Genomic DNA, 20,150 nt, shown 5'->3' with positions numbered 1-20,150 from the left:
CGGCGTTCAGGCGGTTTTCAGCTGGCTGCCGACCGGCAGCTTGCGCAGGCGCTTGCCCGTCGCCGCATGGATCGCGTTCGTGAGCGCGGCGCCGAGCGCCGCCGTGCCCGGCTCGCCGATCCCGCCCGGCGCTTCGCCGCTCTTCACGATGTGCACGTCGATTTGCGGCGTCTGATCGATCCGCAGCATCCGGTAGTCGGTGAAGTTGCCCTGCTCGACGCGGCCGTCCTCGATCGTGATCTCGCCGTACAGCGCGCCCGTGATCCCGAAGATGATGCCGCCCTGCACCTGCGCCTCGATCGTGTCCGGATTCACCACCATCCCGCAGTCGACCGCGCACACGATGCGCTTCACGCTCACCTCGCCGTCGTCGACGGATACGTCCGCGACCATCGAGAAGAAGCTGCCGAACGCATGCATCACCGATACGCCGCGCCCCTGCCCCTTCGGCAGCGACGCGCCCCAGCCCGCCGCCTTCGCGGCGACGTCGAGCACGTTGCGCGCGCGCGGCGACTTGCCGAGCAGCGCGCGGCGGTAGGCGACGGGATCGGTCTTCGTCTGCGCGGCGAGCTCGTCGATGAAACTCTCGACGACGAACGTGCCGCGCGTCGGCCCGACGCCGCGCCAGAACGCGGTCGGCACATGGCGCGGCTCCTGGCGCACGTAGTCGACGAGCTGGTTCGGCAGGTCGTACGGCAATTCGGCGGCGACCTCGACCGCGTCCGGATCGACGCCGTCCTTGACCGCGGGCGGCGCGAAGCGCGCGAGAATCGACGAGCCGACGATCCGGTGCCGCCACGCGACCGGCTTGCCGTTCGCGTCGAGCCCCGCCGAAATGCGGTCGTAGTAGTACGGCCGGTACATGTCGTGACGGATGTCCTCCTCGCGAGTCCAGACCACCTTCACCGGCGCGCTCACCTGCTTCGCGATCTTGACCGCCTGCCGCACCATGTCGGTCTCGAGCCGCCGGCCGAAGCCGCCGCCCAACAGATGGTTGTGCAGCACGATCTTGTCGGCCGGCAGGCCGGTCACGCTCGCGGCCGCGTCGACCGCGCGCGTCGGCACCTGCGTGCCCGTCCAGAGCTCGCAGCCGTCCGGGCGCACGTGCACCGTGCAGTTCACGGGCTCCATCGTCGCGTGCGCGAGGAACGGCTGCTCGTAGACCGCGTCGACGCGCGTCTTCGCGTTCGAAAACGCATGCTCGACGTCGCCGTCCTTGCGCGCGACCGCGCCCTTGCCGCTGTCGGCCGCGCGCGCGAGATCGGCGACGATGTCGCGCATCGACACGCGCGCGCCCGCGCCTTCGTTCCATTGAACCTGCAGCGCCGACGCGCCGCGCTTCGCGGCCCACGTGTGATCGCCGACGACCGCGACCGCGTCGTCCGCGACGACCACCTGCCGCACGCCCGGCACCTGCTTCGCGGCGCGATCGTCGACGTGCGCGACCTTGCCGCCGAACACCGGGCTGTTGACGATCACCGCGTACAGCATGCCCGGCACGCGCACGTCGAGCCCGAACTGCGCGGTGCCGTCGATTTTCTCCGGCGAATCGAGCCGCTTGACGGGCTTGCCGATCAGCTTGAAGTCCTCGGGCTGCTTCAGCGCGACGTCCTTCGGCACGGGCAGCTTCGCGGCCGCGTCGGCGAGCTGCCCGTACGACGCGCGCCGCCCGCTGGCCGGATGCAGCACTTCGCCGCCTTGCGCGCGGCACGACGCCGGATCGACCTTCCACTGCCGCGCCGCCGCCGCGACGAGCAGCGTGCGCGCGGCCGCGCCCGCGCGGCGCATCGGCTCCCACGCATAGCGGATCGACGTCGAGCCGCCCGTCAGCTGGCCGCCGAGCAGCGGATCGAGAAACAGCTTCGCGTTCGGCGGCGCGTGGTCGAGCGTCACGCTCGCGAGCGGCACCTCGAGCTCCTCGGCGATCAGCATCGGAATCGACGTGTAGACGCCCTGGCCCATCTCGACCTTCGGCATCACGAGCGTGACCGTGCCCGTGCGGTCGATCTGCACGAACGCGTTCGGCGCGAACACGCCGTTTCGGGGCGTCTCGATCGCGTCGCCGCCGATCACCGAGCGGCGGGCGTCGCCGCCCGCGGCGGGCACGCTGAAGCCGAGCAGCAGGCCGCCGCCCGCCGCCGCGCCGAGCGTCATCCCGTATTTCAGGAAATCGCGCCGCGACACGCCCGCGCCGCGCGCCGCCTCGGCCGCGTGCGCCCTGCCTGCTTCGATCAGTCCGCGCGACATGTCAGGCCCCCTTCGCGGCGTGCTTGATCGCCGCGCGTATCCGGTTGTACGTGCCGCAGCGGCAGAGGTTGCCCGTCATCGCCGCGTCGATGTCCGCGTCGGTCGGGTTCGGGTTCGACGCGAGCAGCGCCGCGGCCGCCATCACCTGGCCGGACTGGCAATAGCCGCACTGGACGACGTCGAGCTCGCGCCACGCCTGCTGAACCTTCTGCCCCGCCGGCGTCGCGCCGACCGCTTCGATCGTCGTGATTTTCCTGCCGCCGACCGAGGCGACGGGCAGCACGCACGAGCGCACCGCGACGCCGTCGAGATGCACGGTGCACGCGCCGCATTGCGCGATGCCGCAGCCGAATTTCGTGCCGGTCAGGCCGACGAGATCGCGCAGCACCCAGAGGAGCGGCATGTCGGCGGGGGCGTCGACCGCATGGGTCGCGCCGTTGATGTTCAAGTCGGTCATGCGGACTCCGGCAATGACGAGTGGGGATTTCGAATGGCGTGCAGCAACTCGCGCATATTGAACCTATTGCTAAATTGCTGCAGTCTCGGCCCGTGCAAGCGCGACGGATCGGCACGACAACGCACGAAAACGGTGCGGCGCACGCCCGCATGTCGGCTCGACCGGATCGGCGCATCGCGCGGGGCGACATCCTGCGCAGCGACGAGCGAGGGCCGGCAAACGCGGAAAAACCGCGGCCTTCCACGCGCCGCGCCGACGGCGGGCATGCGTGGCGGCTCGACTCCGATGCCGCTCGGATACCGGCGCTGCGGCCCGCGCAAGGCGATCGCGACGAGCGCCGCCTGCCCGCCGCAACACGGTTCGCACGGGGTTGTCGCGCCGGGCCGCCGACTCACGGCGGCTACGGCCGTCAGCGCCGTCACGGCGGGCGGCTGCGCCAGCCATTCAGCCGCCCTCTTCCGATACGCGACGGAATGCGCGCTCGCGCGGCGCGCTTCGGGCGCGGCCTCGTCGCCGTCGATCCCGAGCATATGAAGACCCGGCACGCCGTCGGCCTGACGAAACAGATCGCAGCGGCGATTGCCCGGTTCGGCGCGCGTCGCGGCCGCGGTCCGGCACAATCCCGCCGCCGCGCCGATGCGCTGGGGCGTCGGGATCAGGCTTGCAAGGACACCGCGCGCCATGATCGTTCTCGATGCCAATCCGGACCGCGGTCCGGCGATTCGCCTCCCCGCACGCCTCTGCACGCCTCTGCACGCCTCCGCACGCCTCCGCATCGCATGAATCCGCGCGACATCCGAGGCGGCGGCTCGAACGCGAGCGCCGAACCTTCATCCCGGCGCTCGCGCGGCCGAACTCACGGCGCGTCGGGCCCCACGCGCACGACGACCTTGCCGAAGTTCTTCCCGCCGAGCAGTCCGATCAGCGTCTGCGGCGCCGCCTCGAGCCCGTCGACGACGTCCTCGCGAAGCTGCACCTTGCCCTGCGCGACCCACTCGCCCATTTCCTTCAGGAATGCCGGATAAACGTCCGCGTAGTGATCGAGGATGATGAAGCCCTGCATGCTGATCCGCTTGCGCAGCACGCTCGACATCAGCAGCGGCAAACGATTCGGCCCCGGCGGCAGCGCGCTGTCGTTGTAGTGGGCGATCAGCCCGCAGACGGGCACGCGCGCGCGATCGTTCAGCAGCGGCAGCACCGCGTCGAACACCGCGCCGCCGACGTTCTCGAAATACACGTCGATGCCGTTCGGGCACGCGGCCGCGAGCTGCTCGGCCACATCCGGAGCGCGATGGTCGACGCACGCATCGAAGCCGAGCGTCTGCGTCACGTAGCGGCACTTGTCGGCGCCGCCCGCGATGCCGACGACCCGGCAGCCCTTCAGCTTCGCGATCTGCCCGACGACCGAGCCGACCGCGCCGCTCGCCGCCGCGACGACGACCGTCTCGCCCGCCTTCGGCCGGCCGATCTCCAGCAATCCGAAGTAAGCGGTGAAGCCGGGCATCCCGAGCACGCCGAGCGCCTGCGACGGATGCGCGATGCCGGCGAGCGGCATCAGGTCAGCGCCGTCGGACAGCGCGTAATCCTGCCAGCCGGCGTTCGACAGCACGAGGTCGCCTTCGCGAAACGCGGGCACGGTCGACGAGACGACGCGGCTCACCGTCCCGCCCACCATCACGCCGCCGATCTCGACGGGCGGCGCATACGAAGGCGCGTCGCTCATGCGGCCGCGCATGTACGGATCGAGCGACAGCCACACTGTGCGCAGCAGCACCTCGCCCTGAGCGGGCGTCGGCACCGCCGTCGTCTCGACGCGGAAATTCTCGGGCGTGGGCGCGCCTTTCGGGCGCGAATTCAGAACGATCCTGCGGTTCGTCGTCTGGCTTTGCGGCATAGGAATCTCCATTGAAATGAAACGAGGGGCATTGGCGTGCGGCGCACGCCGCCGAGCTTCGACGATTCGAAGCGGCTTGGAATCACAGGCTTGCCTCGAGCACGCGGCGGCTCACGTCGAGCGTGACGTCCCTGCGCTCGCCGAGCTGCGTCATGCCGTGCGCATCGAGCTGCGCGACGAGACCGTCGATCGCGTCGGCGCCCACGCCGTAGTCGGCAAGGCGAGTCTTCACGTCGAGGCTCTCGAAGAACGCGCGCGTGCGCTCGATCGCCGCGTCGATGCGCTCGTCCTCGGCGCCGTCGACGATGTTCCACACGCGCGCCGCGTACTGCAACAGCTTCGCACGCTTCGCGTCGCGCCGCACCTGGAGCATCGACGGCAGCACGACGGCGAGCGTGCGCGCGTGATCGATGTCGTAGCGCGCGGTGAGTTCGTGGCCGACCATGTGCGTCGCCCAGTCCTGCGGCACGCCCGCGCCGATCAGACCGTTCAGCGCGAGCGTCGCGACCCACATCAGGTTCGCGCGGATCGCGTAGTCGTGCGGCTCGGCAATCGCCTTCGGGCCGATCTCGATCAGCGTCTGCAAGAGGCCCTCGGCGAAGCGGTCCTGCGCGAGGCCGTCGGCCGGATACGTCAGATACTGCTCGACGATGTGCGTGAACGCGTCGACGACGCCGTTCGCGACTTGCCGCGGCGGCAGCGTGTACGTCTTCGTCGGATCGAGGATCGAGAATTTCGGGAACACGAGCGGGTGGCGGAACGCGAGCTTCGCGTGCGTCGCGCGGCGCGTGACGACCGCGCCGCTGTTCATCTCCGAGCCGGTGGCGGGCAACGTCAGCACGCTGCCGAACGGCAGCGCGGCCGCGACGTTCGCGCCGTGCGTCTCGAGGATGCTCCACGGATCGCCCGCGAACGGCACGGCGGCCGCGACGAACTTCGTGCCGTCGATCACCGATCCGCCGCCGACCGCGAGCAGAAAATCGACGCGCTCGCGCCGCACCAGCTCGACCGCCTTCATCAGCGTCTCGTAGGTCGGATTCGGCTCGATCCCGCCGAACTCGCGCACGTCGCGCGCGCCGAGCGCGGCGCGGACCTCGTCGAGCGTGCCGTTGCTGCGCGCGCTCTCGCCGCCGTACAGCACGAGCACGCGGGCCGCGGCCGGCAGCAGCTCGTTCAGCCGCGCAACGGTGTTCTCGCCGAAGACGATCCGGGTCGGATTGTAGAAATCGAAATTCTGCATGTTTGCTCCATCAAAAGTAGACCAGTCGTCTATAAACGGACTCAAAAGAAGGCACGCTCATGCGCGCCTTGCTTCGATGCCCGGCCGATCGACGACTCGGCTGCGGCACATCCATGCGCGGCGACGTCGCCGCCGCCACGGCTTCAAGCGGCCTCCAGCTGCGCGGCATCGTTTCGATGCCGCGTCGCCATCGCCGGGTCGCCGGGCCGCCGTGCCCGGCGCGCCGTTGAAATTCTTTCTGCGAGGGGGCGGCAAAACACAACTTGTCGACCTCTCGGAACGCACGAAAAACCGCTCGTGCGACTCGGGCAAGGGGTGTGAGACCATCCCCGAAAACCACGTGCGAGCACCTCGCAAGCCGGCTTTTCAACAGCCTGCCAACGCAGCGCCGCAGGCCGCCGTGCACCGGCGTGCGATCCGCTCGAGCGAACCATCAGCGCGCGAGGCTTCGACGCTGGCCGCGTAACGCGCGACGATTCGCGGCCCGCGTCGAAGCCGCGCGTCAACACACTCCGCATCGTCGCCGTGCCGAGTGTTCGGCCCGTTGCGCCTGCGCGCGCCTCGAGTGCACCGCGCCCGCCCCGGCCGGCCAGCCGCGCGCGCGACGCGCGAGGCAGCCGCCCGAACAGGCGCCGGACCGCGCTCCGCCGAACGCTTCCTACAAAGCCTCCGTCAAATCGAGGCAGCGGCGGAGCACCTCTTTCGGGATGTCCTCCGCCGCGAGCATTTCGCTCGAGCCAGCCCGCCAAAACCCAGTGCGGAAGCGCGATCGGCCTCGCGTCGCGGCGTTCAGGACGCGCGGCGCACGTGCGCAGTCGAGCGAAAGATCATGGCGCGCATCATAGCACAATTAGACCGGTCGTCTAGAGCGGCATCGGATGTTGCGGAAGCCCGCGCGGCCGCAGCCGAGTCGCGCCCATGAGCGGCCAATGAGCGGCCCATCTCGCCGCTGCCGCGGCGGACCACGCGCGTCGCTCGGGTGCGCGCCGCCCGCGTGAAAAGCGGCGCTCGCGCACCGACCATTCGAGCCGAACCGCCCGCCGTCTCCCGCATTCAACGCCCACGCCGACAAGTCGTCCGAACGATCCCGCGCATCGATCCAAGAATCGGCAATCACGCTCGATGCGGCCGCCGCCGCTTGCTCGCGGAAACGACGCGCTCGAGATTCACGGCGCACACCGCGCCCGGCAATCGATCATTCGCCATCGCACAGATCGCCGCCGATTAGCCGGCGCGCCATGACCAGGCGCCTGCGCGATCTCGTTCGAATCCGATCGCCCACGATGATCGCCACGGCGCGCGACGAAACCGTGCCGACCGACGCGCAATCGCTCATGCGCCATGCGCTGCGACGCGGGCTTCGTCGAATGCGCGCATCGCACGCTCGCCGCAGGCCATGCTTGGACATGCCGAACATGTCTGAACGGCGCGCCCCGTTTTCGACATCCGCGACGACCATCGGGCACCGAGCGAGGAGCACCGAGCGACGACATGCACGACGCGTCAATATCTTCACGATGCGTTGCGTTTATCATGCGCAGGATTTCACGTTCCGCATGTCATCCGGAGTACAGAGCAAATGAAGAACACGCCCGCGCCGACGTCACGGCACGCTTCAGCCTTCCCGTTCGACGCCGCGTCCGCGCATCCGGTGCCGATGCCGCGGTGACGGCGGCGCTTCGAAACGAGCCGAGCCGGGCCGAATCGAATCGAATCGAATCGAATCGATTCGAGAAACGAGAAACGACACGCGCGAGAAGACCGCCGTCCCGGCCCCGGCCCGACCGACGGCCGATCTGCCGCACACGCTCCACCACCCCTTTTCCAACAACGACACAACGCACATGACGACCACTCGCATCACGTCGCGAGCCGCCCTCGCCGCTTCGCTTTCCGCCCTGCTGCTCGCCGCGTGCGGAGGCGACGGCTCCTCCGATGCGTCGAATGCGAACGGCGCCGCCGCACCCGCCGCGCCCGCGACGACGAACGCCCCCGAAACGGCCGGCAATACGCCGGGCGTCACGCCCACGCCGCCTTCCAGCAGCACGTCGATCGGGCAGATCTCGATCGACAAGCTGGAATTCGCGCAGACTCACGTGGTGCCGAGCGGCGGCTTGAGCTGGGCGCTCCCGAATGCCAGCACGAGGCTTCGCCTGATCGGCGGGCGCGACGCGCTCGCATTGGTCGCCATCGGCCAGGCGGACGCCGCGCAGCCCGTCCTGCAAGCGTGGCGCAACGGCGCGAAGCTCGGCGCGCTGGCGCTGAACCCGCCGTCCGCGCTGCCGCCGACCGAGTCCAACGGCCGCGCGTATGCGGGCGACCGCTGGAGCGCCGTCGTGCCCGCCGCGTGGATGGTGCCGAGCGTCTCGTTCAGCGTGTCGGCGGCCAACTACACGCCGAGCGTCGCGCAGGCCCCGGTGTTCGGCACCGACGCCGACGTGCAACTGACGATCCTGCCGTTCTATCTGTTCGGCGCCGACGACGCCAATTCGCCGCCGCTGTCCGCGACGCAGGCGCCCGACGCCGCCACGCAGCAGGAGATCTCCGCGAAATGGCCGACGTCGGACGTGAAGGTCCGCACGCACCCGGCCGGGCGCTTCAGCCTCGCGACGGTCGTCGTCGGTCCGCGCGCCGATCGCGCCGGCGCGGCTCAGCCCGCCTATGCGGTGACCGCGCTCGATCAGCAGAAGGACGGCTACGGCGTGATGAGCGCGATGCTCACGCTGATTTCGAGCATGCGCACCGCGAACGGCGACGGCGCACTCAACGATCAGTACTACGCGCCGCTGCTCGCGCTGAATTCGAGCGGGAAGTTCGCGAACCTCGGCGGCGGACTGGGCGGCGTCGGCTCGGGCGCGTCGGTCGGCGATCATCGTTACACCGGCATCTTCATTCACGAACAGGGGCACGCGTTCGGCCTCGGCCACGCGGGAGACGAATATGCGAAGGGCGCCTATCCGTACGCGGGCGGCAGCCTGAACGGATCGGCGTGGGGCTACGACCCGAACCGCCGCGAGTTCCTCGACGTGCTCGTGCCCGCCACCGCGTCGAGCCATGCGAAGTGCGCGAGCTCGCATCAGGTCGACGCGCAGGGCCGCTGCTACAAGCAGGACCCCATGCAAAGCGGCGCCGGCGATCAATCGAGCGGCTACAAGTTCGCGACGTTCTCGGACTACAACACGGGCCGGATGCAGGCATGGATCGAATCGCGCGTGCTGATCGATCCCGCTTCGCCCAGCGGCTACAGCAAGTGGGACGCGGCCGCGCAGGCGCGCGCGCCGTACACGCCGACGACCGACGGCAAGGGGCTCTACGGCGTCAACCAGAATCTGCCCGTGCGAACCGGCGTGCCGGTGCACACGATCATCGTGAGCTTCAGCAAGGCCGGTTCGGCGGGCGCGTCGTACATCTATCCGCCGTTCACGTACACGGGGAACCTGATCGCGACGTTCGATCCGACCTCCGCGGCGGACCGCCAGGCGATCACCGTCGATAAGGGCACGTATCCGTGGTACTGCAAAGGCAGCGGCTGCGACTACACGCTGCGCGTCACGTATGCGGACGGCAGCCGCGCGTATCGCGTGCTGCAGGGCGGATTCCGTGCGTGGTGGACGCCCACCGTCGACAACGCCAACGCGGCCAATCCGCTCAGCGGCAGCAGCTTGCGCGTGTGGGCGATCAACGTGCCGGGCGACCAGCCCATCGGCAAGATCGAGCTGCTCGACACACCGACGGTGTGGAACGGCATGCCCGCGAATCCGACCGTGCTGCTCAGCCGGTGACGTCGCGGCGCTCGGGCGCGCGGCGCGGCCCGACGCGAAGCCCGGGCGCGCGGCGCACCGTTCAGGCTCGCGCGACGACGTCGATGCGCAGCGCCTCGCCGCCCGCCGCGATCGCGAGCAGCCGGTCGACGTTCGGATGCGCGCCCGGACGGTCGCGCGCATCGGCGGTGTGCTCGGCGAACACCGCGAGGCCGTGCTCGGCGGCGTCGGCGTCGAGCGCGCCGAACGTCTCGCGCAGATAGTGATACACGGCCAGCGAGCCCTGCTTGCCCGGCTTGTTCTCGATGCTCGCCACCACCGCGCCCTTCGCGTCGACGAGATCGATGCGCTCGATGCCGTCGATGGCGGGCAATTGGGCGAGGTTGTCCTTGAATGCGCGGGTCGGCTGAATCACTGCTGTCACTCCGTATGGTCGGGGAAAAGTTCGGCGGGGCGTATCTTAGCCGATCGCGTGCGCATGCATGACGCATACGCGGCGCGAGAGCGGCTCATCGGCGGGCAGCTCGCCGACGTCGCCCCGATGCGCGTCGCCCCCATCCGCAAAGTATCCGGAACACGTCGTTCGCGCCGCCGCGCCGCTACGCCGCGGCCGCCCGGATCGCGCGCTTGAGCGCGTCGAGCGTCCGGTCGCCCGCCATGTCCTGCCGCGTGACGAGGCACACGGCCGGCAGCGCGAAATCGAGATCGATCGGCAGGATGCGGCACGCGCCGCCGTGCGCGACTTCCTCCGCCAGGTCGCGCGGCAGCATCGTGACGGCTTCGTCGTTCGCGGCCAGCACGGCCTCGATGACCGTCACCGACGTCGTTTCGACGAGCGGCTCGCCGATCACGACGCCGCGCCTGACGAGCATCTCGTCGAACGCGCGCCGCGTCGGCGTGGCCTTCGGCGGCAGGACCCATTGCGCGCCGGCGACCGCGTCGATCGTCGCGCCCCGGCCCTTCGGAGCGCGGTAGCCGCGGCTCGAAAGCAGTACGGGCTGCTGAACGTAGAGGACCTCCTGCTCGATCTCGCCGGCGCTTTCGTGCGTGAGCCGCGCGATCGCGCAGTCGATCTCGTGACGCCGCAGCATGCCGACCACCGTATCGGTGTCGCCGTCGCGCACCGCGAAGCGATAGTTGAATCCGCGCTCCCGCAGCGCATCCATCGCTTTCGTCAGGATGCCGTACGCAATGAAATGGATGACGCCGATCCTCACGACGCCGTGAAAGCCGTCCTCGATCGCCGTGAGATCGCCCGCGAGATTGCGCAGATCCGCCAGGAAGGCGGCGCTTCGCGACACGAGCATGTCGGCGGCCGGCGTCGGCACGAGCCCTCGCGCGGTCCGCTCGAAGAGCGCCGCACCGACGATCTCCTCCAGTTCCTGCAACGCCTTCGTGATCGCCGGCTGGCTGAGGTTCATCTCGTCGGCCACCTTGCGCAGCGTACGATGGCGATGAATCGACGACAGCAGCACGAAGTGCCGCGCTTTCAGCCGCTGCGTCAACGCGGCCAACAGCTGCTCGTCCCGGCTTCGCATGGCGTTTCCATTTGGTTATCGCGCGTTCAGTATATTTCAATGCCGAGTTATATGGCCGAACTAGTATCGGGCTCACAGGTGCGGCACGCACCACGACTCGTGACTTGGAGGTCAGATGAAACTGTGGCTCTTGGGCACCGGCACGCCCACGCCCTCAACCAGCCGGATGTGCTCGGGCTATCTCGTCGAAGCGGGCGGCGACTACATCGTGTTCGATCACGGATTCGGCTCGCACCATCGCCTGCTCGAACTCGGCGTTCCCGCGACGCGCATCTCGCATGCGTTCTTCAGCCATCACCACTACGATCACATGGGCGACTACCCGCGGCTTCTGCTCACGCGGTGGGATCAGGGCGCGGGCAGAATCCCGGAGCTGAAGGTGTACGGGCCGCCGCCGCTGCGGAAAATCACCGATCGCCTGTTCGGCGACGACGGCGCTTTCGGCCCGGATCTCGTTTCGCGCACGGAGAACCAGGCGAGCATCGACGTGTATCGCGCGCGCGGCGGCGAAGGCGCGCGCGCGCGGCCGCGGCCGGTCGTCACGGAGCTGTCGCCGCTCGCGACGGTTACTGAAAACGAATGGACCGTGCAGGCCGTTGCCGTGAATCACTTCGCGCCCCATCTCGTTTCGTACGGCTATCGAATCGATCACGACGGCCAGTCGATCGTGTATTCGGGCGACACCGGCCCGTGCCCGGCGCTCGATCGGCTCGCGAAGGATTGCGACGTGCTCGTGCACATGTGCCACTACCTGAGCGGCACCGCGCCCAGCAGGACGTTCGCCGCTTTCACGGCCGGCCATCTCGAGGTGGCGCAGGCGGCCCGGCAGGCAAACGCGAAGAATCTCGTCATCTCGCACGTGACGGAGCAGTTCGACAAGCCGGGCGTGCGCGAGCGCGTCATCGTCGAGATGAGCCGGATCTACAGCGGCAACATCTTCTTCGGCTCGGATCGCATGGAGATTCCGGTATCCGGACCTCAGGCGAGCAAGCTCGACTAACCGCCGACCGGCGGCGGCGCGGGCCGCCCGCATCGCCGCCATCCACCTTCGGGGCATTTCGTGAATATGCTAGAGCAATACGTTCGGCCCTCCGCCTGCGAGGCAGACATGGCGTCCATCCGGCCCGTCGAAAAAAAGGCGATCGCCGCCGCCGTCATCGGCACGACGCTCGAATGGTATGACCTGTTCGCGTACCTGTACTTCTCGGTCACGATCTCGAAGCTCTTCTTTCCGCATTCCGATCCGCTCGTCTCGCTGCTCGCGACCGTCGGCACGTTCGGCGGCTCGTATCTCGTGAAGCCGCTCGGCGCGCTCGTGCTCAGTTCGTACGCGGACCGGGTGAGCGCGAAGGCCGCGCTCACGCTCACGGTGACGCTGATGGGACTCGGCACGGCGATGATCGCGCTGACGCCGACCTATTCGTCGATCGGCGGCGCCGCGACGGCCGTGATGGTGATCGCCCGGCTCGTTCAGGGTTTTTCCTCGGGCGGCGAATACGGCTCGGGCATCACGTTCATCGTGCAGCGCGCGCCCGCCGCGGATCGGGGATTCTACTCGAGCTTCCAGATCGCGGCGCAAGGCTTGACGTCGGTGTTCGCGGGGCTGACGGGCGTCGTCATCTCGGCGTCGCTGACCTCGGAGCAGATCCTGCACTGGGGCTGGCGCATCCCGTTCTTCATCGGGCTCGCGATCATTCCGGTCGCCGTGTACATGCGGCGCAACGTCCCCGAGGTCAACGACAAGACGATCGCGCCGCGACACGCGACGCCGGTGCGCGAAGCGATCCGCGAGCATCCGGCGCTCTGCGTGCTATCGATCGGCACGTTCGTGCTCGTGTCGGTGTCGTCATATGCGCTCGCCTACTATCTTCCGACCTATGCGGTGCGCACGCTCGGCCTGCCGCAGACGAGCGCGTTCGCCGCGACCATCCTGACGGGCGTGGTTCAAGCCGCGTTCTCGCCGGTGTTCGGCCGCCTGTCGGACCGATTCGGGCGGCTGCGCGTGATGCGCACCGGCGCGATCCTGATCGCGCTGATCGTGATCCCGGCGTTCGAGTTCGTCGTGTCGCATCCGGGGATCGCGTCGCTTCTGATCAGCCAGTTCGTTCTCGGCCTGCTGATGACGTCGTATCAGGCGCCGATGCCCGCGCTGCTGTGCGACCTGTTTCCGCCGTCGATCCGCACGGTGGGCGTGTCGATCGCGCACGACTTCACCGCGGCGACGTTCGGCGGCTTCACGCCGTTTCTCATCACCTACCTGATCGCGTCGACCGGCTCGAAGATCGCGCCCGGCTTCTACGTGTGCGGCGCCGCGGTCATCAGCCTCATCTGCATCACGCGCGTGACGAAGCACGCTCGCGCCGCGGCCGCGCGTTGCGCATGACGAAGCGGCCGATCAGCGGCCGGGCCCGCCCGGCGGGCCCAAGGAGACGGAAATGGAAAAACGCAAACTCGGCGCTGGCGGCCTGGAAGTGTCGGCGATGGGCTTCGGCTGCATGGGGTTGAGCGCGGCCTACGGGCCGGCGCCCGGCAGGCAGGACGCGATCGGAATCGTGCGAGCGGCGTTCGAGCGCGGCGTGACGTTCTTCGACACCGCCGAAGCCTATGGCCCGCACACCAACGAGACGCTCGTCGGCGAAGCGCTCGCGCCGTTTCGCCGCGAGGTCGTGATCGCGACTAAGTTCGGATTTCGCGACGGCGAGCTTCGCGCGCGCCCGGACAGCCGTCCGGCGCGTATCCGGGCGGTCGCCGACGCCGCCCTGACGCGCCTGCGGACCGACTACATCGATCTCTTCTACCAGCATCGCGTCGACCCGGACGTGCCGATCGAGGACCTCGCGGGAACCGTGCAGGATCTCATCCGGCAAGGCAAGGTCCGGCATTTCGGGTTGTCGGAAGCCGGCGCGCAGACGATCCGGCGCGCGCACGCGGTGCAGCCCGTCGCCGCGCTGCAAAGCGAGTTCTCGCTGTGGTGGCGCGAGCCCGAGACGGCGATCCTGCCGACGCTCGACGCGCTCGGCATCGGCTTCGTTTCCTTCAGCCCGCTCGGCAAGGGCTTTCTGACCGGCGCGATCACCGCAAGCACGACGTTCGGGCGCGACGATCCCCGCCGCGCGTCTCCCCGCTTCGCGCCCGGCGTGCGCGAGTCGAACCTCGGCGTCGTCGCCCGGCTCGACCAGATCGCGCGGCGCAAGCACGCGACGCCCGCCCAGATCGCGCTCGCGTGGCTTCTGGCTCAAAGGCCGTGGATCGTTCCGATTCCCGGCACGAGCAAGCTGCATCGTCTGGATGAGAACGTCGACGCGGCGGCGATCGAGCTGACGCCGGAGGATCTTCGCGAGATCGAGCGCGCGCTCGCGGGCGTCACGGTGCACGGCAACCGGTACTCGAACGAACGGGCGACGCTGATCGATCGGCATTGAGCGTGCGCGGCGCGCAACGTCCGCGCGAACACGCGGTGCGTCCGCGCTTGCCGCGCCGCCGCCGAGCGATCGCGTTCGATGACGCATGCGCCGCGATCCGTGATCGCTCGGGCGCGCAAGCGCGCAATCCCCGGGCGTGCATGCGCGCGAGCGGTTGCTGCCGGCCCGCCCGGCGAACGTCCGCCGGACACGAACGGCGCTGACGCCCAACGGTTGGCGCGCAGTCGCCCGCCGAGATCCGCGTCGCGCCGAAGCGGTCGACGGGCGTCGTGCGCGCGAACACCGCGCGCGCATCGAGAACGCCGACCGCATCCCGACCGCCGCGCGCAAGCCGCGTCTTCGGCGAGTTGCAGCCGAATGCCGCAAAAATGCAGCCGAAATGCAGCCGAAATGCAGCCGAAATGCAGCCGAAATACCGTCGACAACGGGCGCGCCGGCAGGCGGACCACACCCACCTTCGCTCGCGCGCCCGGCTGAGAACCGGCTTCCCCACGCGCGATCGCGCGCGTTTGCGCGCGGCCCGACACGATGATCCGCCCGCCCGCGGCATCAGGCATCGACGCCCGTCGGCCTCGCCGATCGCCAAGAAGTGGCGGCCCGCCCCTCGCCAACGTGTAAACTGCTGCCTTTTTTCGAAACTGACACTCGTGGCATGGTGCAAGCCCCGCAACATAGAGCGCTCGGCGGACCGGCGCTGATCCGCTTGCTTGCTCGCCTGGCGGACGCCGACGTGCCGGAATCCAGGCAGTCGCTGTCGGACCGGCTGAGCCAATGGCTCGCGTGGACCGACGCGATCGCGCTGTCGTCGGCGCTCGGCATGAGTCCGCCCGCCGCGGCGGCCGGCGCGCGCGCCGACGGCGACGGCGACCGCGACAACGCAAGCGGCCAATGCGCGCGCGTGCGCGCGTCGCTCGCGAAAGCGATCGCCCGCACGGGCGCGCTCGCCGCCGGACGCGACAGCGTCGCGCCGTCCGCCGCCCGCGACGCGGCGGCGGACGCGCCCGCCGATTTCACGCTTTTTCGCCACGACTACCTGTCGATGCAGCAGGCGATGGAGATCGACATCGGCGACCTGCGCGGCCGCCTGCGGCAGACGATGGCCGCCCGCACGCCCGCCCTCGCCCGGCTCGCGGTGCTCGACGCGACGATGGAGCGCGCGCTCGCCGTGCGCGAGCGGAGCCTGCTCGCGTGCGTGCCGAAGCTGCTCGGCGCGTATTTCGAGCGCCTGCGCCGGGCCGAGCAGCAACGCCTTGCCGACGCCGAAGCCAACGCCGCCGTGAACGCCGCCGCGGCCACGCCGGGCGCGTGGCTCGACGCGTTCCGCAAGGATATGCAAAGCGTGCTGCTCACCGAGCTGGAAGTTCGTTTTCAACCGGTCGAAGGGCTGCTCGCCGCCCTTCGCGCCAGCTAACCGGGCCCCCATGTCCAGACATCACGTTCATCTCGTTTTCTTTTTCGCCGGTCTCGCCGCGGTCTGCTGGATCGGCGCGGGCTATGCCGCGTCGAATCCGCTCGCGCTCGCCGTGACCGTCGTGATCGCCGCCTGCTATCTTGCCGGCGCGCTCGAACTGCGCCGCTATCAGCAGGCCACGTCCACGCTCGCGCACGCGGTCGCGGACCTGTCCGAGCCGCCGTCCGAATTGCGGGCGTGGCTCGAACGGCTGCATCCGAGCCTGCGCCACGCGGTGCGCCTGCGCGTCGAAGGCGAGCGCGTCGCGCTGCCGGGCCCCGCACTGACGCCGTATCTGGTCGGCCTGCTCGTGCTGCTCGGCATGCTGGGCACGCTCCTCGGCATGGTCATGACGCTCCGGGGCACCGGCGCCGCGCTCGAGAGCGCGACGGACCTGCATGCGATCCGCGCGTCGCTCGCCGCGCCCGTCAAGGGGCTCGGATTCGCGTTCGGCACCTCGATCGCCGGCGTGTCCGCGTCCGCGATGCTGGGCCTCCTGTCCGCGCTTTGCCGGCGCGAGCGGCTCCAGGCCGCGCAGGCGCTCGACGCGAAGATCGCGACGACGCTGCGCGTGCACTCGCACGCCCATCAGCGCGACGAGACCTTCAGGCTGCTGCAGCGGCAGGCCGACATGATGCCCACGCTGGTCGATCGGCTGCAGACGATGATGACGACGCTCGAGCAGCAAGGCATTGCGTCGGCCGAGCGGCAGATCGCCGGCCAGCAAGCGTTTCTCGGCAAGGCGGAAGAGACGTATGCGCGCCTCGCGTCGTCGGTCGGGCAGTCGCTGAAGGACAGCGCCGCCGAGAGCGCGCGCGTGGCCGGCTCGGCGTTGCAGCCCGTCATGGAAACCACGATGGCGGCGCTCGCACGCGAGACGACCGCGCTCCACGACGCCGTCGCGCAGGCTGTGCAGCGGCAGCTCGACGGGCTGTCGGCCGGCTTCGACGCGACGGCGACGAACGTCGCGAACGTCTGGCGCAACGCGCTCGACGAACATCAGCGCTCAAGCGACGCGCTCGCGCAGCGCCTGCACGGCTCGGCGGACCGCTTCGTCGAATCGTTCGAGCAACGCTCGGCGGGCCTGCTCGACGGCGTCTCGGCGCGCCTCGACGCGACGGCGGGCAGCGTGTCCGCGGCGTGGAACGACGCGCTGTCGCGTCAGGAGCGGGCCAACGAGACGCTGGCCGAGCGCAACCGGCAGGCGCTCGACGCGGCCGCCGCGACGTTCGAGCAGCACTCGGCCGCGCTGCTGCGCACGGTGGGCCAATCGCATGCGGATCTGCAGAAGGATCTGGCGTCGCGCGACGAGCTGCGCCTGGCCGCGTGGACCGATTCGCTCGCAACGATGGCCGCGAAGCTCGGCACCGAATGGGAGCAAACGAGCGTGCACGCCGCGAACCGGCAACAGGAAATCTGCGACGCGCTCACGCAAACCTCGCGCGACATCTCCGCTCAAGCCGCCGCGTTCGAGCAACATACCGCTGCGCTGCTGCGCACGATGAGCGAATCGCATTCGAACTTGCAGACGACGCTCGAATCGCGCGATCAACAACGCCTGACGACGTGGACCGATTCGCTCGCAACGATGGCCGCGAAGCTCGGCACCGAATGGGAACAAACGAGCGCGCACGCCGCGAACCGGCAACAGGAAATCTGCGACGCGCTCACGCAAACCGCACGCGACATCTCCGCTCAAGCCGCCGCGTTCGAGCAACATACCGCTGCGCTGCTGCGCACGATGAGCGAATCGCATTCGAACTTGCAGACGACGCTCGAATCGCGCGATCAACAGCGCCTGACGACGTGGACCGATTCGCTCGCAACGATGGCCGCGAAGCTCGGCACCGAATGGGAACAAACGAGCGCGCACGCCGCGAACCGGCAACAGGAAATCTGCGACGCGCTCGCGCAAACCTCACGCGACATCTCCGCCCAAACGCAAGCGCATGCGCGCGACACGATCGCCGAGATCTCCCGGCTCGTGCAGGCCGCGTCGGAAGCGCCGAAGGCCGCGGCCGAAGTCGTCGCCGAGCTGCGTCAGAAGCTCTCCGACAGCATGGTCCGCGACACCGCGATGCTCGAGGAGCGAAGCCGGCTGCTCGCCACGCTCGAAACCCTTCTCGATGCGGTCAACCACGCGTCGACCGAGCAGCGCACGGCCGTCGACGCACTCGTCGCGACGAGCGCCGACCTGTTGCAACGCGTCGGCGCACAATTCACCGAGCGGATCGACGCCGAAACCGGCAGGCTCGGCGCCGTCGCCGCGCAGGTGACGGGCAGCGCGGTCGAAGTCGCGAGCCTCGGCGAAGCGTTCGGCGCGGCCGTCCAGTCGTTCGGCGAATCGAACGACACGCTCGTCGCGCATCTGCAGCGCATCGAAGCCGCGCTCGACAAGTCGCTCGCGCGCAGTGACGAGCAACTCGCCTATTACGTCGCGCAGGCGCGTGAAATCATCGACCTGAGCATGCTGTCGCAGAAGCAGATCATCGAAGACCTGCAGCGCGTCGCCGGCCGGCAGGCATCCGTCGGAGCCGAAGCGGCATGAGCGACGAAATCGACGGCGGCCTCGAACAGACCGCGCCGATCTGGGCCGCGTTCGGCGACCTGATGTCGGTGCTGCTCGGCGCGTTCGTGCTGATTCTCGTCGGCGTGATCGGCGTGCAGCTCGAGCTGTCGTCGAAGCTCGACGCCGAGGTCAGGCAACGGCAGATGGAAACGCAGCGCCGCAAGACGCTCGAACAGGCGCTGGCGGGCCCGCTCGCGGCGGGACGCGTGACGCTCGTCAACGGACGCATCGGCATCAGCGGCAGCGTGCTGTTCGCGCTGAACTCCGACGAGCTGCAGCCGGCCGGCCGCGATCTGCTGAAGAGCCTCGCCGGGCCGCTCGCGGCTTACCTCAGCGCGAATCACGAGATCCTGATGGTGAGCGGCTTCGCGGACGACCTCCAGGTGCGCGCGGGCAATCGCCGCTTCGCGGACAACTGGGAGCTGTCGGCCAAGCGCGCGCTGACGGTGACGCGCGCGTTCATCGACGAAGGCGTGCCGGCGGCGTCGGTGTTCGCGGCGGCGTTCGGCTCCGAGCAGCCCGTGAGCCCGAACTCGGACGATACGGGGCGCGCGAAGAACCGGCGCGTCGAGATCGCACCGGTTCCGCGGCCGACGGCCGGCGACGGTGAACGCCATGAATGACGCTGCGGCCCGCGCGCAAGAAACGCTCGACGCATGGCGCACGCGCGGCGCGGATCGGCTCGACCCCATGCGCTTTCGCTTCATCGATGCGCTGCGGCGGCGCGCGGCCGACCACACCGGCGACGCGCGCCGGATTCTGGATGCGCGGCTGTCGGCGCTGATCGATGCGTACGCGGACGATCTTCGGCGCGCGTCTTCGGCCGCCGATGCGGCCGAAGACGCGGCGTCGGCATTGGAATCGGCATCGGCTTCTGCATCGGCTTCTGCATCGGCTTCTGCATCGGCTTCGGCTTCGGCTTCGGCTTCGGCGTCGGCTCCGGCTCCGGCTCCGGCTCCGGCTTCGGCTCCGGCTCCGGCTCCGGCTTCGGCTTCGGCTTCGGCTTCGGCTTCGGCTTCGGCTTCGGCTTCGGCTTCGGCTTCGGCTCCAGCGTTGACGCCGGCATTGGAATCGGCGTCGATGCCCGCATCGACGCCGACGCCTGCGCCGCCCGCACCCGCACGCGGGCCGCTCGCCGCACTGCTCGACTACATCGGCGGCCAGGCGCGCCCGAACGCGGGCGGCCCGTCCGCCGGCGCCAATGACGCCAATGACGCCGCGAACCGCAACCGCCGCGCCCTTCGCGCGGAACCGGACATGCTCGACTACTTCCGGCAAACCTGGTCGAAGGTCAGCGCGGACAGCCAGTTGCTCGCCTCGCTCGAACAAGTGCCGAAGAACGCCGGACCGCTCAATTCGAGCAGCCTCGTGCACCGGTCGCTGTCGCTGATGCGCGAGCTGTCGCCCGAGTATCTGCGGCAGTTCCTCTCGTATGTCGATGCGTTGTCGTGGCTCGAGCAGATGAACGGCGACGACGACGCCGCGAGCGGCGACGCGGCGCGCGCCGGAAGCGCCGCCACGAAGAAGGGCGCGCGAAGGAAATCGCGGTAACGCCGCGTTTCGGCGCGCCGC

16 protein-coding genes are annotated in these 20,150 nt (G+C 69.5%); 8 read left to right on the top strand and 8 right to left on the bottom strand.

The annotated features are described in order from the left end of the window. Positions 1–6 precede the first annotated feature (6 nt). The 6 genes from WS78_RS23375 to WS78_RS36210 form a co-directional block, all read right to left on the bottom strand. Positions 7–2,247 carry a xanthine dehydrogenase family protein molybdopterin-binding subunit gene (locus tag WS78_RS23375; RefSeq protein ID WP_038747891.1) on the bottom strand — a complete coding sequence of 747 codons (2,241 nt, stop codon included), beginning with the start codon at positions 2,245–2,247 and terminating at the stop codon, positions 7–9. A gap of 1 nt (position 2,248) precedes the next feature. After that, positions 2,249–2,704 (bottom strand): (2Fe-2S)-binding protein, encoded by a 456-nt coding sequence (locus WS78_RS23370; protein ID WP_059582187.1) that lies wholly within the window; start codon positions 2,702–2,704, stop codon positions 2,249–2,251. Continuing rightward, positions 2,701–3,387, bottom strand: a complete 687-nt coding sequence (locus WS78_RS37215) for a putative quinol monooxygenase (RefSeq protein ID WP_063889468.1) — start codon at positions 3,385–3,387, stop codon at positions 2,701–2,703. Before WS78_RS37215 ends, WS78_RS23370 begins: the two co-directional genes overlap by 4 nt. A 173-nt stretch (positions 3,388–3,560) precedes the next feature. Then, on the bottom strand, positions 3,561–4,598 hold the full coding sequence (locus tag WS78_RS23360) for an NADP-dependent oxidoreductase (protein WP_059582191.1): 1,038 nt from the start codon (positions 4,596–4,598) through the stop codon (positions 3,561–3,563). Positions 4,599–4,680: 82 nt separating this feature from the next. Beyond that, a complete protein-coding gene (locus WS78_RS23355; protein WP_059582195.1) occupies positions 4,681–5,838 on the bottom strand; it encodes an iron-containing alcohol dehydrogenase in 1,158 nt (385 codons plus the stop codon). Between the two features lie 1,195 nt (positions 5,839–7,033). Next, positions 7,034–7,297: a hypothetical protein gene (locus WS78_RS36210; protein WP_145986877.1), complete on the bottom strand. Its 264-nt coding sequence runs from the start codon at positions 7,295–7,297 to the stop codon at positions 7,034–7,036. A 385-nt stretch (positions 7,298–7,682) separates the two neighbouring features. On the opposite strand from WS78_RS36210, the gene WS78_RS23350 reads away from it, so the two are divergent. Beyond that, on the top strand, positions 7,683–9,620 hold the full coding sequence (locus WS78_RS23350; RefSeq protein ID WP_082717378.1) for a M66 family metalloprotease: 1,938 nt from the start codon (positions 7,683–7,685) through the stop codon (positions 9,618–9,620). 61 nt (positions 9,621–9,681) lie between these two features. Here WS78_RS23350 and WS78_RS23345 read toward each other — a convergent pair whose 3' ends face one another. Continuing rightward, positions 9,682–10,014: a DUF2322 family protein gene (locus WS78_RS23345; protein WP_038747902.1), complete on the bottom strand. Its 333-nt coding sequence runs from the start codon at positions 10,012–10,014 to the stop codon at positions 9,682–9,684. A gap of 184 nt (positions 10,015–10,198) precedes the next feature. After that, positions 10,199–11,137, bottom strand: coding sequence for a LysR substrate-binding domain-containing protein (locus WS78_RS23340; protein ID WP_038747906.1), 939 nt, complete (start codon positions 11,135–11,137; stop codon positions 10,199–10,201). Positions 11,138–11,252: 115 nt separating this feature from the next. Here WS78_RS23340 and WS78_RS23335 point away from each other — a divergent pair, with 115 nt between their 5' ends. The 7 genes from WS78_RS23335 (at position 11,253) to WS78_RS23300 (ending at position 20,129) form a co-directional block, all read left to right on the top strand. Beyond that, the gene (locus tag WS78_RS23335) at positions 11,253–12,137 is read left to right on the top strand and encodes an MBL fold metallo-hydrolase (protein ID WP_059582199.1); all 885 of its coding nucleotides are present in this window, start codon (positions 11,253–11,255) and stop codon (positions 12,135–12,137) included. A gap of 108 nt (positions 12,138–12,245) precedes the next feature. Next, positions 12,246–13,520: an MFS transporter gene (locus WS78_RS23330; RefSeq protein WP_059582203.1), complete on the top strand. Its 1,275-nt coding sequence runs from the start codon at positions 12,246–12,248 to the stop codon at positions 13,518–13,520. Between the two features lie 52 nt (positions 13,521–13,572). After that, a complete protein-coding gene (locus WS78_RS23325) occupies positions 13,573–14,559 on the top strand; it encodes an aldo/keto reductase (protein WP_059582207.1) in 987 nt (328 codons plus the stop codon). A gap of 652 nt (positions 14,560–15,211) precedes the next feature. Continuing rightward, positions 15,212–15,970, top strand: a complete 759-nt coding sequence (locus WS78_RS23315; RefSeq protein ID WP_059582212.1) for a DUF3348 domain-containing protein — start codon at positions 15,212–15,214, stop codon at positions 15,968–15,970. 10 nt (positions 15,971–15,980) lie between these two features. Then, positions 15,981–18,557 carry a DUF802 domain-containing protein gene (locus WS78_RS23310; RefSeq protein WP_059582215.1) on the top strand — a complete coding sequence of 859 codons (2,577 nt, stop codon included), beginning with the start codon at positions 15,981–15,983 and terminating at the stop codon, positions 18,555–18,557. Next, positions 18,554–19,201 (top strand): OmpA family protein, encoded by a 648-nt coding sequence (locus tag WS78_RS23305; protein ID WP_059582220.1) that lies wholly within the window; start codon positions 18,554–18,556, stop codon positions 19,199–19,201. The genes WS78_RS23310 and WS78_RS23305 overlap by 4 nt, the downstream gene beginning before the upstream one ends. Beyond that, on the top strand, positions 19,194–20,129 hold the full coding sequence (locus tag WS78_RS23300; RefSeq protein ID WP_059582274.1) for a DUF2894 domain-containing protein: 936 nt from the start codon (positions 19,194–19,196) through the stop codon (positions 20,127–20,129). Before WS78_RS23305 ends, WS78_RS23300 begins: the two co-directional genes overlap by 8 nt. The last annotated feature ends 21 nt before the right edge of the window (positions 20,130–20,150 follow it).

Source organism: Burkholderia savannae (genome assembly GCF_001524445.2).
GTDB classification, from domain to species: domain Bacteria; phylum Pseudomonadota; class Gammaproteobacteria; order Burkholderiales; family Burkholderiaceae; genus Burkholderia; species Burkholderia savannae.
Note: the sequence above shows the minus strand (reverse complement) of the source record. Positions and strands in the feature narration are given on the sequence as shown.